This window comes from Cysteiniphilum sp. QT6929 (assembly GCF_030035755.1).
Classification (GTDB): domain Bacteria; phylum Pseudomonadota; class Gammaproteobacteria; order Francisellales; family Francisellaceae; genus Caedibacter; species Caedibacter litoralis.
This window is the reverse complement of record NZ_CP103983.1, coordinates 733,107-748,114: the sequence shown is the minus strand read 5'-3', so window position 1 is coordinate 748,114 and position 15,008 is coordinate 733,107. Positions and strand designations below refer to the sequence as shown.

The following is a 15,008-nucleotide window of genomic DNA, read 5'->3' as shown; positions in this document are numbered from 1 at the left end:
CACGATATTTTTTACGGTTAAATGTACAAAATATCACATGGGAAGTTTAACAAAAGAAATAAATCTTAGGAGAAAACACTATGTTAAGCACCGAGCAAAAACAATCGATCGTTTCTGAATATCAACGTTCAGAAGGCGATACAGGCTCACCAGAAGTACAAGTTGCACTATTGACAGCTCGCATTACCGGGTTGCAAGGGCATTTTGAATCACACAAACAAGACTTCCACTCAAGACGTGGTTTGTTGCGTTTAGTAAGTCAACGTCGTAAACTTCTTGACTATTTGAAGAGCAAAGATATCGAGCGCTATCGCGCATTGATCGAGCGTTTAGGTTTACGTAGATAAGATCAAAGATACGACACACCGCAAAACAATGATAATAAGGTACACACGTGAAAATATTTAAAGAAGTCTTTCAGTTAGGACAACATCAAGTAACATTGGAAACAGGATCAATGGCGCGTCAAGCGGCAGGTTCGGTTTTAGTTACTATGGGCGATACCGTTGTATTGGTAACAACCGCAGCGCAAAAAGAGGCTAAAGAAGGTATAGATTTCTTCCCATTGACAGTCAACTACCAAGAAAAAGCATACGCAGCAGGTAAGATTCCAGGCGGATTCCCGCGTCGTGAGGGGCGACCAAGTGAAAACGAGACCTTAACAGCTCGTTTGATTGACCGTCCACTGCGTCCATTGTTTCCTGAAGGCTTTTATAATGAAGTTCAAGTTGTGGCAACCGTGTTATCATATGATCCTGAGGTGCCACCGGATATTCCAGCGCTGATCGGTGCTTCGGCTTCGTTGGTATTATCTGGGGTACCATTTGAGGGTCCTGTTGCTGGTGTGCGTGTCGGCTTTATTGATGGGCAATATGTTTTAAACCCATCATTTGCCAAACTAGATATTTCAGAGTTGGATTTAGTCGTTGCCGGTACGAAAGATGCCGTGTTGATGGTTGAATCAGAAGCAAAAAGCTTGCCAGAAGATGTCATGCTTGGCGCTGTTTTATATGGTCACAAAGAAATGCAAGTGATCATTGAAGCGATTAATCACTTAGCGAAATATGCTGCCAAGCCGCGCTGGGATTTTGTACCAAAAGCGGAAAACAAAGCATTAAAAGAGCAGATTAAGTCACGTTTTTATAGTGAGATTAAAGCAGTTTATCAAGAAACTGAGAAACAAAAGCGTGTTGAGGCAATCAACCGTTTACGCAAAATAGTGGTTGAGGCTATTGTTGCTGATGAAACGGAATTAGAAGAAGTTTCTGTGGAAGAGATTAAAACAATTTTCCACGACATTGAAAAAGAAGTCGTTCGTAAAAATATTTTAAGTGGCTTGCCACGTATTGATGGTCGTGATACACGTACAGTGCGTCCAATTAATGTGCGCACAGGTGTGCTACCTAAAGCGCATGGTTCAGCGTTGTTCACACGTGGTGAAACACAAGCTTTAGTGGTGACAACTTTAGGTAATGATCGCGATGCACAGTTGGTTGAAACTTTAGGGGGCGATAAGAAAAATCGCTACATGTTACATTATAATTTCCCGCCATACTCAGTTGGTGAAACGGGTATGATTGGCACACCTAAGCGTCGTGAGATTGGTCATGCTAATTTGGCGAAACGTGCGACACAAGCAGTATTCCCAAATGAAGATGCCTATCCTTATGTTATCCGTGTGGTATCTGAAATTACGGAATCAAACGGCTCAAGTTCAATGGCAACCGTTTGTGGTTCATCACTATCAATGATGGATGCCGGTGTGCCGTTAGCCGCTCCTGTTGCAGGTATTGCAATGGGGCTGATTAAAGATGGTGATAAATACGCTGTATTATCAGATATCTTAGGTGATGAGGATCACTTGGGTGATATGGACTTTAAAGTAGCGGGTACGCGCTATGGTGTAACGGCTTTGCAGATGGATATCAAGATCAAAGGTATCACACGTGAAATCATGCATGCAGCGCTTGAGCAAGCCCGCGAAGGTCGTTTGCATATTTTGGGCATTATGAATGAAGTGATTTCTGAGTATAAAACAGAAACTTCTGATAATGCGCCCCAAGTTGAAGTCATTACAATCGATCCAAGTAAAATCCGTGATGTGATTGGTAAAGGTGGTGCGACGGTTAAAGGTATTACTGAGAAAACCGGTGCATCGATTGACACATCAGATAATGGTGATGTCAAGATTTTTGCCAAGAGCCGTGATGCATTAAATGCTGCCATTGAAGAGGTATTAGCAATAACAGCCAGTGCGGAAGTGGGTCAAACCTATAGCGGTAAAGTCGTTAAAGTTTTAGATTTTGGTGCGTTTATTAATATTCTGCCGGGTAAAGATGGCTTATTGCCATTTGCTGAGCTTGAAAGTATTGGTGTTAACCCAAATACGATGGCAGAAGGCAAAAGCATGAATGTTATGGTGCAAAATATTGATCGCATGGGAAAAATCAAGCTCGTGCCGGTTCAATAGCTAGTAGTAATGAAAAATGAGTTGCATTTCTCATTATCTCCCACTGTGGAATAACTCGCGTAGTGTGAGGGGTGATTAAAATTTAACTTGCATTTCCCCTATTACCTCTCCCCTTGCGGGAGAGGTCGTGCAGCTTAGGCTGCACGGGTGAGGGGATAATTTAAGCGCAACTTAATTTTTATTAGTAACAGGTAAAATAAGGGAGCATAAGAAAGCAAAATGAGCGTCCAACAGGCACAACCGCTTAATTTTACTGATGCAGCTGCTTTGAAAGTAAAAGAGCTGATTTCAGAAGAAGACAACAAAGATTTGAAGCTACGCGTATATATCACCGGTGGTGGTTGTTCTGGTTTTCAATATGGCTTTACCTTTGATGAAGAACAAAAAGAAGATGATATGATCTTTGAAAATCATGGTGTTTATTTATTGGTAGATGCGATGAGTTTCCAGTATCTTGTTGGTGCTGATATTGACTATAAAGAAGATGTCGAAGGTGCTCACTTTATTATTCGTAACCCAAATGCTAAAACCACCTGTGGTTGTGGCTCTTCTTTTTCTGTTTAAATTTCTTTGCCTTAATATTCTTCAATAAACAAGTTGCACCATTTGTCACCTCTCCCCTTGCGGGAGAGGTCGTGTAGCTTGGGCTGCACGGGTGAGGGGTGATTTTACTAGCTATTTTAAATGTAGGGCGTATACAATACGCCCCTACGGTTTATTTGATCAGGGAGTTTAATAGGTGGCTGATATTTGTATTAGATTGCTTACATCTGCTGATTGGCAATTATGGAAAGCAATACGCTTACAAGCGCTAAAAGACTCACCTCAGAGCTTTGGTTCATCTTATGAGGAGACCTTGCTTTGTAATGATCAATATTTCAAAGAGATGCTTGAGGGAAATGATATTTTTGCAGCTTTTGATGGCAGTAATACTGTCGGTTGCGTTGGCTTTTCGTCATTGAAAAGCGTTAAAACCGCGCATCGTGGAATGATTTGGGGCATGTATACGTCTCTAGCTGCTCGTGGTAAGGGTGTTGCTAAGCAATTGATGCATCAAGTCATCAAGCATGCCGCTGATTATGTGACGCAACTACATTTACATTGCGTGACTGAAAATACTGTGGCATTGGCGTTATACCAGAAGTTTGATTTTGAGACTTATGGTACAGAACCAAAATCAATAAAAGTGCACAATCAGTTCTATGATCAATATTTAATGGTGTTAGAATTAGCATAAGTTTATCGTGTTGACTTAAGGAAACCTATGAAAGTCGCCTTTATTATTGACCCATTACACACTTTTAATATCAAAAAAGATACCGCTTATATGATGATGCTATCAGTTGCTAAGAAAGACTGGCAGCAGTACGTCTTTGAGATTGAGGATATTTTTGTTGAAGAGGGTGTTGCTTATGGTGAGGGTTATGAGCTAACACTTACTGCAAGTAAAGAGCATAACAAATGGTATCATCTAAACCCAATGGATAAAGTGAAGCTAGGTGATTTCGATGCGATTTTTATGCGTAAAGACCCACCGTTTAATATGGAATTCGTCTATGCGACGTATATTTTGGAAGTGGCTGAAAAACAGGGTGCATTAATTATCAATAAGCCGCAAACCTTAAGGGATGCCAATGAGAAGTTTTCAATTACGCGTTATCCTGATTTAGCACCAAAAACAATGGTGAGTCGTTCATTTAAACATATTAAGCGTTTTATTGATGATTATCAGGATGTGGTGGTCAAGCCGCTTGATGGCATGGGTGGTGAGTCGATTTTTCGCATTCAGCCAAATGATCCCAATAAAAATGTCATTCTAGAGACAATCACAAAATATGAATCACAATTTATTATGGTGCAGCAATATCAACCCGCGATTAAAGATGGTGATAAGCGTATCTTAATCGTAGATGGTGAGCCATTAGAGTATTTGGTGGCACGTATTCCAAGTGGTGATGATAGTCGTGGCAATTTAGCACGTGGTGCATCAACGGTGGTAAGAAAGCTTACGGCTGAAGAGTATGAGATTGCCAGTATTGTTGGCAGGGACCTTAAACAAAGTGGTGTACTGTTTGCTGGCATTGATGTTATTGGTGATTGTTTGACTGAGATTAATATAACCAGTCCAACAATGACACAACAAATTTTTAATGAAAGTGGTGTCAATGCAACAGATATACTAATGGATGTTGTTGAAGATCGAGTGATGAATCGAAAGTAAATAACTGAAATTTTACACTTTAGGAAAACTATGATTTTATGAACACCCCGTCAGCCTACGGCTGCCACCCCTCTTGCAAAGAGGGGAATGGGCGACGGTGATTTTAATTCCCCTCTTTGCAAGAGGGGTGCTTAAGCTTGCGAGGCGGGGTGTTGAAATAGCAAAAGTTCGTAACTCCAGTAAATAAGAAGAAATAGATAGGAATAAGTAAAATGACAAAATCAGAAAATTTGTTTAATAGAGCAAAGCAATATATTCCAGGCGGTGTTAACTCGCCCGTGCGTGCGTTCAAAGGGGTTGGTGGCATACCTAAGTTTATTGCCAAGGCAAAGGGTGCTTATGTTTATGATGTTGATGCGAATAAATATGTTGATTATGTTGGCTCTTGGGGCCCGATGATCTTGGGACATGCTGATGATGATGTGATCAAAGCAGTGCAGGATCAAGCAACACTTGGCTTAAGCTATGGTGCGCCATGCGAGCTTGAGGTAAAACTTGCCAAGAAGATTTGTGATTTGATTGATAGTATTGATATGGTGCGCTTTGTAAGCTCGGGTACTGAAGCAACAATGAGTGCTGTGCGCTTAGCACGGGGCTATACCAAGCGTGACAAAGTGATTAAATTTGCTGGATGTTATCATGGTCATGCTGATCAGTTTTTAGTAGCGGCAGGATCAGGCGCATTAACACTTGGCGTGCCAAACTCACCAGGTGTGCCAAAAGATACGGTCAAAGATACACTGACAGCGTCATTTAATGATTTAGAGAGTGTTGCTAATTTATTTAAAACCTATCCCGAGCAAATCGCCTGTATTATTTTAGAACCGATTGCTGGCAATATGAACTTGATCGAACCAACCAAAGCATTTTTGCAAGGTTTGCGTCAACTATGTAATGAGCATGGCGCTTTATTGATCTTTGATGAGGTGATGACAGGGTTTCGTGTTGGTCTAAAGGGCGCGCAAGGCTTATATCAGATCACCCCTGATTTAACAACATTTGGTAAAGTCATTGGTGGCGGCATGCCCGTGGGTGCCTTTGGTGGCAAGAAGGAAATTATGGAGCTTATCGCACCTGTAGGTGGCGTTTATCAAGCAGGGACATTATCAGGCAATCCAGTGGCAATGATTGCGGGATTAGTTACGTTAGACAAGATCTCACAACAGGGATTCTATGAGGCATTAACCACTAAAACACAAAAACTTGTTGATGGGCTAAATCATGCGGCTCAAGCACAAGGCTTTCCGTTTTTAGCTAAATCTTTGGGTAGCATGTTTGGGGTGTTTTTCACTGAGGCACAAGATATTCTAAGTTTTGATGATGTTAAGGCTTGTGATTTAACTCGCTTTAATCGTTTTTTCCATTTTATGCTTGAGCATGGTGTTTATTTCGCACCATCCGCATTTGAAGCAGGGTTTATGTCAATTGCGCATAGTGATCAAGATATTGATAAAACGATAGCTTTGTTCGCTGAGTTTTTGCAAAAAGAAGAGGTAACTGAGCAAAAGTGTGTAACTTTAGTTAAGTAGGTATGAGTTGTTTTGAGGATTTTTGAGTCAATCCTGAGAGTGAGTAATGAACGCCATATTCGGGCTTGACCCCAATATGGTGATTAGCTAGTTTGCTTTTTTCTCTTGCTGCTTTTGTTGATAAATCATATCAAAGTTAACAGGCGCTAAGCATAATTGTGGGAAGCCGCCTTTAGCAACCAAATCAGAGATTGCCTCGCGTGCATATGGATATAAAATGTTAGGGCAAAATGCATATTGCGCATGATCTAATTGTCCTTCTTCCATGTTAGAAATAAGGAAAATACCAGCTTGTTGCACTTCTGCCTTGAAAGCATCATTAGTGCCGCATTTAACATCAGCTTCAACCGTTAACACAACTTCATACATATTTTCTTCAGGCAAGCCTGTCACTTTAGTATTCAAAGCGACGTTTAATTCAGGCTTCCACTCTTGTTTAAACGCATCAGCACCCTTAGGAATTTCAAATGAAATATCTTTGGTGTAAAGTTTCTGGATTTGGAATTGAATATCAGGGGTATTTGTTTCAGTTGTCATTATCTTTCCTTATGTCGTTAAGTTAAGTGTTATTTTCCAAGTAATGGGTTAAGTTTATTGGCATCTTCAAGGGCATACAAGTCATCACAGCCACCGATGTGCTGATTATTGATGAATATTTGTGGCACCGTTGTTCGACCTGAGGCACGCTTGATCATTTCTTCGCGTAACTGAGGTTTATCACTGATATTATATTCAGTAAAGGTCGCGCCTTTTTTGCTAAGCAATGCTTTGGCATTGATACAATAAGGGCAAGTCGGTTTAGTGTAGATTTCAATCATTTAGCTGTGCCTTTATCATTTCTGTCGTTTTTATCTTTTCTATTTTTTAGATCTTTCTTGTCAGTATTCATTTCATTATGTGCTGAGGCTTTATTGTCAGTGGGTAATTTATCTTGTAACCATTGCTTGAAGCCACCTTTTAGCGTGTAAAGCTTATCAAAGCCTGCCTTTTTTAACAAATCACAAACACTAGCACTTTGCGCACCTGTTGCGCAATAAACGACAATTGGATTGTTTTTATATTTGTTAAGTGTTTTTGTGTTTTCTTTAAGCTCAGCAGCACTACTATTGATCGCACCAACAATATGACTCTCATTAAAAAGCTTGCTATCGCGAATATCTAAGAATATGCCTTTATCACGGTTTGTGAGGTTAATGGCATTTTGTATTGATAGTTGGAAGCGACCTGATTTAGCTTGGCGAATTTCGTAACCAAGATAGATCAAAATGGCAAGTACAAAGATAATACATAGTATTAAATTTTGAGAGATGAAATGACTCAGGTTTGACATGTTTTTCCTATTTATATATTTGTTTTTTAGTGCGAGTCCCAAGATTAGCAAGGGTAGACTCATTTATTAATATGGTGGATTATAGCGGGTTTGAAATTTAATGAGAAGCCAAACTTGGCACGCTTTTTTTCACAAGTAATTCAATTGCTTTTAGCCATTTAGTAATTGCTGAACCACGGCGATAAACCAGACCAATCTCACGAAAAGGAGCAGGTGCCTTAAAGTCAATATAATGAATGCCGTTGTGTGAGGTAAGTGTGGCAATCTCAGGGATAATGGTAATGCCAAGTTTAGCAATGACCATTTGCCTTAAAGTCTCAAGACCTGTGGCATTGCACTGAATACTTTGTGCGGGATTGATATTTAAAGAGAGCACTTGTTCGCGTAGACAGTGTCCTTTCTCTAAGAAAAGCATGGCTTCATCGTCAAGTTTCGATATATCAATCTCAGGCAGTTGACTTAATGGATGCCCGTCATACACAGCGAGTTTAAATGTATCTTTAAACAGCGGTAAAAACTCAAGCCCTTGAGGTAGTGAGTCATGTGCTAAAAGAGCCGCATCAATTTTACCTGATTGCAGCATTTGAATAAGAATAGGACTTTTTTCCTCAATAGGGTATATCTTAATAGGACTCTTATCCGCTAGGGTTGTGTGAATGAGTTGTGGTAACAGATAGTGAGCAAGGGTTGGAAATAAACCAATTCTAAATAGCAAATCTTCTGTTTTATTATGCGTTGCTGCCAAATCTTTGATGTCTTGAACAATGGTTAATAAGGATTGTGCCTTGTCAATAATCTGCTGCCCAATAGCGGTCACAAGCACACTTTTTTGGAAGCGTTCAAAAATGGCAACACCCAACTCATCCTCAAGCTTTTTGATTTGCATGCTCAGTGCTGGTTGACTGACAAAGCACTCTTGTGCTGCTTTATTGAAATTTTTATGTTTGGCAACAGCAATAATATATTCTAAGTCACGGATATTCATAATTTTCCATTCAAGGCAGCATTTAGATTTAAGATTACTCGATTTTGTGCCAGAATAAACGATAAAATTAGACATAAAATAATAAGCACCCTTTTGTTATGAATCAATACACTGCTCAATCGATTGAAGTTCTATCGGGTCTTGACCCTGTTAAGCGACGTCCTGGGATGTATACCGATACACAAACCCCTAATCATGTCGCACAAGAGGTGATTGATAATGCGGTGGATGAGGCGTTAGCAGGACATGCCAATAAGCTTAATATCAGAGTCTATGATGATGGTAGTTTTGAGGTTGAGGATAATGGTCGAGGTATGCCGGTTGATATCCATCCAGAGGAAGGGATATCGGGTGTTGAGCTCATTATGACGCGCCTGCATGCTGGAGGAAAATTTTCCAAAGAAAATTATCTCTATTCAGGCGGGCTTCACGGGGTTGGTGTTTCAGTGGTTAACGCATTAAGCTTGCGTGTTGAGGTGTTTATCAAACGTGATGGTAAGCGCTATTTTATTGCCTTTGAGCATGGTGATAAGGTTGAAGAGCTAAAGGTGGTATCCGACGTTGGCAAAAAAAACACTGGGACTACGGTACGCTTTTGGCCGGATCCTAAATATTTCGATACCCCAAAATACGCAACGCGTAAATTAAAGAATTTATTAAAAGCTAAAGCGGTATTGTGTCCAGGTCTTATCGTTGAATATCAAAATGATGAGCAAAACGACCGCATGACTTGGCAATACGATGGCGGGTTATTGGCTTATTTACAAGAGAAAATTGATGGTCTTGAAATATTGCCATCGATTCCATTTTCAGGTTCTTTTACCGATGGACAATATGTTGTTGACTGGGCGCTTTGTTGGCCGCAAGAAAGCGATAATTTAATCACAGAAAGTTATGTTAACTTGATCCCAACGCCTTTAGGTGGCACGCATGTTAATGGTTTAAGATCTGGGCTTTTAGATGCAATACGTGAGTATTGTGAGCTTCATAATATTCTGCCGCGTGGTGTCAAAATTATGCCAGATGACATTTTCGCAGGTCTTTGTTATGTGTTGTCACTTAAAATGCCTGAGCCGCAATTCTCAGGGCAAACCAAAGAGCGACTATCATCACGCGATTGTGTGAACTTTATTGCGACACATGTTAAAGATGCCTTTAGTTTGTGGTTAAATCAAAATATTGAGACGGCAAATCAAATTGCTGAAGCGATTATTTCGCGTGCGCAAAAACGCCTTAAAGCTGAGAAAAAAGTAGTGCGCAAAAAGGTAACTCAAGGTCCGCAGTTACCCGGTAAATTGACCGATTGTGTGACACAAGATACCCAATATAGTGAGCTCTTTTTAGTTGAAGGGGATTCAGCAGGTGGCTCGGCAAAGCAGGCGCGAGATCGTGAGTTCCAGGCAGTGATGCCATTAAGAGGTAAGATATTAAACTCATGGGAAGTTGATTCGTCAGAAGTGTTATCATCTCAAGAGATTCACGATATTGCCGTGGCAGTTGGTGTGGATCCAGGCAGTGATAATCTAGAAGGGTTACGTTATGGCAAAATTTGTATTCTCGCGGATGCCGATTCGGATGGATTACATATTGCAACATTACTATGCGCTTTATTCTTGCGTCACTTTAAACCATTGGTTGAGAAGGGGCATATCTATGTAGCAATGCCGCCATTATTTAGAATTGATGTCGGCAAAGAAGTGTATTACGCATTAGACGAGGCTGAGAAGAATGTCATTTTGCATAAAATTGCCCAAAATAAAAAATCAGCTAAAGCTAATGTGTTGCGCTTTAAAGGGTTGGGCGAGATGAACCCCATGCAATTAAGAGAGTCTACAATGGCAATGGATACCAGACGTCTTGTGCAGTTAACATTATCAAGTGATGAGAATTTTGATCTAGAGGAAATGGATGAAATGCTTGCTAAAAAACGTTCATTGGATCGCAAACATTGGTTGGAGCAGAAAGGAAATTTAGCGGATCTAGAGTAATCCAGTAAGAGAAATTATAAAAAAGATACTTCTTTGCCATCATAAACATAGTTTAAATACGAATCCAAGGTATAACCTTGTGAGCGTACGGCTTTGATTGGTGAGCTTGAGTTATGCCCTTGGGTAAGCTTATTACGTAAGCGATGCACATGAATGTTGACATCACGTATCATGCTTTCTTTAACATTTAAATTAAGATATTTGGCAATTTCTTCACGCATAAAGGTTTTGCTTGGATCTGATAGTAGCATTTTAAGTAAAGCGCCTTCTTTATCCGTTAAGTAAATGTCGGAATGATCAGGGTGTGTCACTAATGATTTACGCGGATGATATACCCATTTGCCAAATTGAATCTGACTGTAGTCACTAATGTTTATATCTTCAATATTGACTGATCCAGTAATGGCATACGGTGATTGCGAGGTATTGCGATCACGTAATTTTGCTTTGATGCGAGCCATTAACACATGCTGGTTATAAGGGATTTCGACATAGTCATCAGCACCTGCTTCAAAACATAAGACGATTTCAGTTGCATCAGTACTTTTTGAGACAAAAATAATCGCCATGCTTGGATGGCGTTCACGAATATTTTTGCACAGTTCAATGCCGTACATATCCGGCAGTAATAAATCAAGGAGTACTACTTTGGTGTTTTTATTGGCAGCCAGTAGATCCAATGCTTCCTGTCCTGAGTGGGCAACGTTCGTCTGATGTAGATAACGTTGAAGTAATGTTTGTAAATCTTTGGTATTTTCTTTATTGGTACTAACCAATAATATACTACTGTCGTCTTTCATAGGGTCTCTCATCATCATTTGGTTAAAAATCTCCCAGACTATTGTGAATAATAGCTTAAACTAAATAACACATAGTCATATTGTGCGTAATTATATTTAAAATATTTCTGACTTTCCATGTTGTTTACAGCATAACTGCTTAAAAAGTGATGTAATATTCATAATTATTGTATCGAGCAGATAAAAAATAGTAAAAAATAGATCGTTTATGCTTTTAGTATTTTATGTAATTTCCCCTTAATTGAGTTTGTCTTCTTTGTGATCTATACCTTAAACATCTGAAGGATTAATTCGGAGTGATAAAATGTTGAAAAATGTAAAATTTTTAAGCGTGCTAGGACTGTTCCTTTTAGTTCAGTTAGGCTATGCCGAGATGAAAACAGCAGTTGTAGCCGGTGGGTGCTTTTGGTGTGTTCAGGCTGATTTTGATAAGCTTAAGGGTGTTATTAAAACTGAAGTAGGTTATGATGGTGGAACAACCTTGTATCCAAATTACAAACATGTATCCCAAGGGAAAACAGATCATTTAGAAGCTGTGAAAATTTGGTATGAGAATGATGTTCTGGAATACATTCAACTTTTGCATTATTTCTTTAGACATATTGATCCTACGGTTAAAGGTAGACAGTTTTGTGACTTGGGAGAGCAATATCAAAGCGCTATTTTATACGAAAATGATGGACAAAAGGCAGCGGCTCAAGCAGTGCTTGATAACATGAAAAATTATTTAAATAAACCAATATATACGCAGTTGCGTCCAAGTACTACCTTTACTCCTGCGGAAGAATATCACCAAAAATACTATTTAAAAAATCCTGTTAGTTATGCGTTTTACCGTTGGCAATGTGGGCGTGATGCGCGCTTAAAGGAAGTTTGGCAATAAGTTTACAGCCTGTTTAATCCATTTAAAGCTGCGACGCGATAAGCTTCCGCCATGGTCGGGTAGTTAAATGTTGTATTGATAAAATACATCAATGTATTGGCTTTGCCTTTTTGTGACATGATTGCCTGTCCGATGTGAATAATCTCAGAAGCTTGACTACCAAAGCAGTGAATCCCTAATAACTGTAGTGTCTCACGATGAAAAATAAGCTTAAGCATGCCCGCGGTTTTACCCGAGATTTGCGCGCGCGCAAGATCTTTAAAAAAGGCGTGACCTACCTCGTAAGGAATTTTTTCTTCGGTGAGTTCCTGCTCGGTTTTACCAACGGAGCTGATCTCAGGCAAGGTATAAATTCCCGTTGGAATATCCTTGATTAAATGATTGGTGCACTTGCCTTCGGCAATATGTGTTGCAGCAAAGCGCCCTTGGTCAAAGGCAGCAGAAGCAAGTGATGGGTAACCAACGACATCGCCAACGGCATAAATATGAGGATGTTTAAGGGTTTGATAGTTTTGATTAACCTCGATAGAACCGCGAATATTCGCCTCAATATCAATCGCATCTAGCCCTAATTGATCGGTGTTTCCAGTGCGTCCTTGAGCAAATAATAGGTAATCTGATTTGATGATTTTATTTGACTTTAATTTTAGAATTACCTCGTTATCATTGGCATCAATGCTGTCATAATGCTCGTTGTGATGGGTGCGAATACCTTGCTCGCGAAAGTGGTAACTTAAGGCATCAATAATTTCATTATCAAGAAAAGATAATAGTCGTTCGCGGTTATTAATCAAATTGACACGGATTTTTAACGTGCGGAAAATAGAGGCATATTCGCAGCCAATAACACCTGCACCATAAATAGAGATAGTTTTGGGGTTGTCATTAAGGTGTAAAATGCTATCGCTGTCTAAAATACGCGGATGATTAAAATCAATATCTTTGGGGTGATAAGGTCTTGAACCAGTGGCAATGACAAAATATTTTGCTTTGAACTGCTCTTTGGTCTGTTCTTCTTCGTGTGTTGAGCAAATACAAATGGTATGCGGGTCTATAAATCGTGCAAAACCATGCAACATCTCCACATTGTTGCGTTTGTAAAACCCAGTTTTTAGTTCAGTTTGGGCATTGATGACACGTGATGCATTTTCCAGCATCTGAGGGTAACTATAGTCATGGTATTTTGCATGAAATGAAAAGTGAGATACCGCATGTCGCAGTGCTTTGCTTGGGATTGTGCCTTGATGTGTACAGTTGCCGCCGATAAGTTCGGATTCAACGATTGCTACTTTTAGCCCTGATTTTGCTGCTTTAATCGCTGCACCCTCACCACCAGGTCCACTGCCGATGACAATGACATCGTAGTCAAAAGAGTTAAAAGAATCAAATTGCATGGTATTTACGCCTTTCTGGAAATTTGCTGCAAATTGTAGCATATGGAATATCGCCGTGTGGAACTTTTTAAGCATTGTTTCAGCGCAATGATTGCCAAGTATCAAAAGCACGCTACAATAAAAGCTGTTTTAGGCTTATAAGGAAAAATAATGTCACTGCTAAATTGGCTTGATTGGATTTTTATTATTATAGTGTTTGGCTTTGCGATTATTGGTTTTTCGCAAGGTTTTGTGCGTGGGTTAATCTCATTGCTTACTTGGCTAATTGCTGCGGTGTCGGCGTATTTCTTTGCAGACTCTCTTGATATGAATTTTGTTGCAAAATGGTTTAACTCACCTGAAGTGGCATTTTGGATGTCGTTTTTTGCCATTGTCGTGATCGTTTGGATCTTAGGTGGTATTGTGCATATTATTTTTGGTGTTTTTCGCAAAGATAATCAGACGGTTACGGATCGCTTATTGGGCTTTTTATTTGGCATCGTTAAATCAACGCTTGTGGTTAGCTTAATTGTTGGTGTACTTAGTTATAATAAGGCGCTCACTGAGCAGAAAGCTTGGCAGGACTCATTACTGGTGCCATGGTTGGTTAAAGGCGCGGTTTGGGTTGATCATAAATTACCAGAGGATGTCCATCAAAAAATACATAACAATAGCATCTACAAATATAATCCAAATGACAAAAACAGTGATGAAGGCAAGCCAGCAACTGATAATAATGATGCTCAAAATAACTCAAATGGTTATCAAGAGCAGGAATTTCATAAGTCAAAAGCTGAATTAGAAGCGATTGGCTAGTACAAATTGAATGTTAATTTTTCTTTTTACGATTAAAAGCTTTACTTAACCAGTAGTCAGCACTCACATAGCGCCCACCACCATAGCATAACAGTACTAGAAGCATGATAAAGTAAGTGGTAGCAAACTCGATACCATTGTTAAGGATAACCGGGTCACCAAGCTCAGTAATATAGTTATATCTACCAGGGAAATTTATAGATAACCAGCTTAGGAAGTCACCAAGACGCATTGCGGACTCCATATTGTTGCTGGCAATGGCTAACCAGCCCTGAGGTAAATGTACCATAAGGCTCGCAACGCACATGAGTATGGTTAAGGGAATGGTGATAAAACGTGTAAATAACCCAAGTGCTATACAAATTAAACCAAAGACTTCTGTTGAGGTTGCAAGAAATGCCAATAGATCTGGAAATGGTAAATTTAAGCCGCCTTCAGCTGTAGATGCGCCAAACCAAGCAACTGTTTTACTAAAGTTTGTGACTTTTGAGTGAGCGCCCTCATAAATGACAGGTAGTAAAAAAAGCCTGATGGCAAGAAGGGCAATAAAGTCTATTGATTTTGCTTTATATAAAGTTGAATTTATCCAGGTTATTGTGGTTCGTATCATGGG

16 protein-coding genes are annotated in these 15,008 nt (G+C 39.7%); 9 read left to right on the top strand and 7 right to left on the bottom strand.

Annotated elements, in window-relative coordinates:
- Positions 1–80 precede the first annotated feature (80 nt).
- From rpsO to hemL, 6 genes are all read left to right on the top strand, one after another.
- Positions 81–347: a 30S ribosomal protein S15 gene (gene rpsO, locus NYP54_RS03200; RefSeq protein ID WP_117002957.1), complete on the top strand. Its 267-nt coding sequence runs from the start codon at positions 81–83 to the stop codon at positions 345–347.
- A gap of 47 nt (positions 348–394) precedes the next feature.
- Entirely contained in the window at positions 395–2,470 is a 2,076-nt protein-coding gene (gene pnp / locus NYP54_RS03195; RefSeq protein ID WP_283157137.1) for a polyribonucleotide nucleotidyltransferase, read from the top strand.
- A gap of 219 nt (positions 2,471–2,689) precedes the next feature.
- A complete protein-coding gene (erpA, locus tag NYP54_RS03190; RefSeq protein WP_283157136.1) occupies positions 2,690–3,034 on the top strand; it encodes an iron-sulfur cluster insertion protein ErpA in 345 nt (114 codons plus the stop codon).
- Positions 3,035–3,209: 175 nt separating this feature from the next.
- Positions 3,210–3,707 (top strand): GNAT family N-acetyltransferase, encoded by a 498-nt coding sequence (locus tag NYP54_RS03185; protein WP_283157135.1) that lies wholly within the window; start codon positions 3,210–3,212, stop codon positions 3,705–3,707.
- A 27-nt stretch (positions 3,708–3,734) separates the two neighbouring features.
- Positions 3,735–4,691: a glutathione synthase gene (gene gshB, locus NYP54_RS03180; RefSeq protein ID WP_283157134.1), complete on the top strand. Its 957-nt coding sequence runs from the start codon at positions 3,735–3,737 to the stop codon at positions 4,689–4,691.
- A gap of 212 nt (positions 4,692–4,903) precedes the next feature.
- Entirely contained in the window at positions 4,904–6,220 is a 1,317-nt protein-coding gene (hemL, locus tag NYP54_RS03175) for a glutamate-1-semialdehyde 2,1-aminomutase (RefSeq protein ID WP_283157133.1), read from the top strand.
- Between the two features lie 87 nt (positions 6,221–6,307).
- Here hemL and secB read toward each other — a convergent pair whose 3' ends face one another.
- The 4 genes from secB to NYP54_RS03155 all read right to left on the bottom strand — a co-directional run bounded on the left by secB (position 6,308) and on the right by NYP54_RS03155 (position 8,610).
- Complete coding sequence (secB, locus tag NYP54_RS03170; RefSeq protein WP_117002041.1) at positions 6,308–6,757, bottom strand: protein-export chaperone SecB; 450 nt, start codon at positions 6,755–6,757, stop codon at positions 6,308–6,310.
- 29 nt (positions 6,758–6,786) lie between these two features.
- On the bottom strand, positions 6,787–7,038 hold the full coding sequence (grxC, locus tag NYP54_RS03165; protein WP_283157132.1) for a glutaredoxin 3: 252 nt from the start codon (positions 7,036–7,038) through the stop codon (positions 6,787–6,789).
- Positions 7,035–7,550: a rhodanese-like domain-containing protein gene (locus NYP54_RS03160; protein ID WP_283157131.1), complete on the bottom strand. Its 516-nt coding sequence runs from the start codon at positions 7,548–7,550 to the stop codon at positions 7,035–7,037. The genes grxC and NYP54_RS03160 overlap by 4 nt, the downstream gene beginning before the upstream one ends.
- 97 nt (positions 7,551–7,647) lie before the next feature.
- Positions 7,648–8,610 (bottom strand): LysR substrate-binding domain-containing protein, encoded by a 963-nt coding sequence (locus tag NYP54_RS03155; RefSeq protein WP_170137190.1) that lies wholly within the window; start codon positions 8,608–8,610, stop codon positions 7,648–7,650.
- A 23-nt stretch (positions 8,611–8,633) separates the two neighbouring features.
- On the opposite strand from NYP54_RS03155, the gene parE reads away from it, so the two are divergent.
- The gene (parE, locus tag NYP54_RS03150; RefSeq protein ID WP_283157130.1) at positions 8,634–10,523 is read left to right on the top strand and encodes a DNA topoisomerase IV subunit B; all 1,890 of its coding nucleotides are present in this window, start codon (positions 8,634–8,636) and stop codon (positions 10,521–10,523) included.
- A gap of 14 nt (positions 10,524–10,537) precedes the next feature.
- Here the strand turns inward: parE and NYP54_RS03145 are convergent, their stop codons facing one another.
- Positions 10,538–11,323, bottom strand: coding sequence for a response regulator transcription factor (locus NYP54_RS03145; RefSeq protein WP_191092694.1), 786 nt, complete (start codon positions 11,321–11,323; stop codon positions 10,538–10,540).
- Between the two features lie 304 nt (positions 11,324–11,627).
- Between NYP54_RS03145 and msrA the strand changes: the two genes are divergently transcribed.
- Positions 11,628–12,206: a peptide-methionine (S)-S-oxide reductase MsrA gene (gene msrA / locus NYP54_RS03140; protein WP_283157129.1), complete on the top strand. Its 579-nt coding sequence runs from the start codon at positions 11,628–11,630 to the stop codon at positions 12,204–12,206.
- A gap of 2 nt (positions 12,207–12,208) precedes the next feature.
- Here the strand turns inward: msrA and sthA are convergent, their stop codons facing one another.
- Positions 12,209–13,600: a Si-specific NAD(P)(+) transhydrogenase gene (sthA, locus tag NYP54_RS03135; protein WP_283157128.1), complete on the bottom strand. Its 1,392-nt coding sequence runs from the start codon at positions 13,598–13,600 to the stop codon at positions 12,209–12,211.
- Between the two features lie 150 nt (positions 13,601–13,750).
- On the opposite strand from sthA, the gene NYP54_RS03130 reads away from it, so the two are divergent.
- Entirely contained in the window at positions 13,751–14,395 is a 645-nt protein-coding gene (locus tag NYP54_RS03130) for a CvpA family protein (RefSeq protein WP_283157127.1), read from the top strand.
- Between the two features lie 13 nt (positions 14,396–14,408).
- Here the strand turns inward: NYP54_RS03130 and NYP54_RS03125 are convergent, their stop codons facing one another.
- Positions 14,409–15,005 (bottom strand): DoxX family protein, encoded by a 597-nt coding sequence (locus tag NYP54_RS03125; protein WP_283157126.1) that lies wholly within the window; start codon positions 15,003–15,005, stop codon positions 14,409–14,411.
- Positions 15,006–15,008 lie beyond the last annotated feature (3 nt).

What these genes read in the sequence shown, in the direction of transcription:
- secB (WP_117002041.1), bottom strand. Translation starts at nt 6,757, where the DNA reads ATGACAACTGAAACAAATACCCCTGATATTCAATTCCAAATCCAGAAA.
- NYP54_RS03160 (WP_283157131.1), bottom strand. Translation starts at nt 7,550, where the DNA reads ATGTCAAACCTGAGTCATTTCATCTCTCAAAATTTAATACTATGTATT.
- msrA (WP_283157129.1), top strand. Translation starts at nt 11,628, where the DNA reads ATGTTGAAAAATGTAAAATTTTTAAGCGTGCTAGGACTGTTCCTTTTA.
- erpA (WP_283157136.1), top strand. Translation starts at nt 2,690, where the DNA reads ATGAGCGTCCAACAGGCACAACCGCTTAATTTTACTGATGCAGCTGCT.
- hemL (WP_283157133.1), top strand. Translation starts at nt 4,904, where the DNA reads ATGACAAAATCAGAAAATTTGTTTAATAGAGCAAAGCAATATATTCCA.
- NYP54_RS03145 (WP_191092694.1), bottom strand. Translation starts at nt 11,323, where the DNA reads ATGAAAGACGACAGTAGTATATTATTGGTTAGTACCAATAAAGAAAAT.
- NYP54_RS03155 (WP_170137190.1), bottom strand. Translation starts at nt 8,610, where the DNA reads ATGTCTAATTTTATCGTTTATTCTGGCACAAAATCGAGTAATCTTAAA.
- NYP54_RS03125 (WP_283157126.1), bottom strand. Translation starts at nt 15,005, where the DNA reads ATGATACGAACCACAATAACCTGGATAAATTCAACTTTATATAAAGCA.
- grxC (WP_283157132.1), bottom strand. Translation starts at nt 7,038, where the DNA reads ATGATTGAAATCTACACTAAACCGACTTGCCCTTATTGTATCAATGCC.
- parE (WP_283157130.1), top strand. Translation starts at nt 8,634, where the DNA reads ATGAATCAATACACTGCTCAATCGATTGAAGTTCTATCGGGTCTTGAC.
- NYP54_RS03130 (WP_283157127.1), top strand. Translation starts at nt 13,751, where the DNA reads ATGTCACTGCTAAATTGGCTTGATTGGATTTTTATTATTATAGTGTTT.
- gshB (WP_283157134.1), top strand. Translation starts at nt 3,735, where the DNA reads ATGAAAGTCGCCTTTATTATTGACCCATTACACACTTTTAATATCAAA.
- rpsO (WP_117002957.1), top strand. Translation starts at nt 81, where the DNA reads ATGTTAAGCACCGAGCAAAAACAATCGATCGTTTCTGAATATCAACGT.
- sthA (WP_283157128.1), bottom strand. Translation starts at nt 13,600, where the DNA reads ATGCAATTTGATTCTTTTAACTCTTTTGACTACGATGTCATTGTCATC.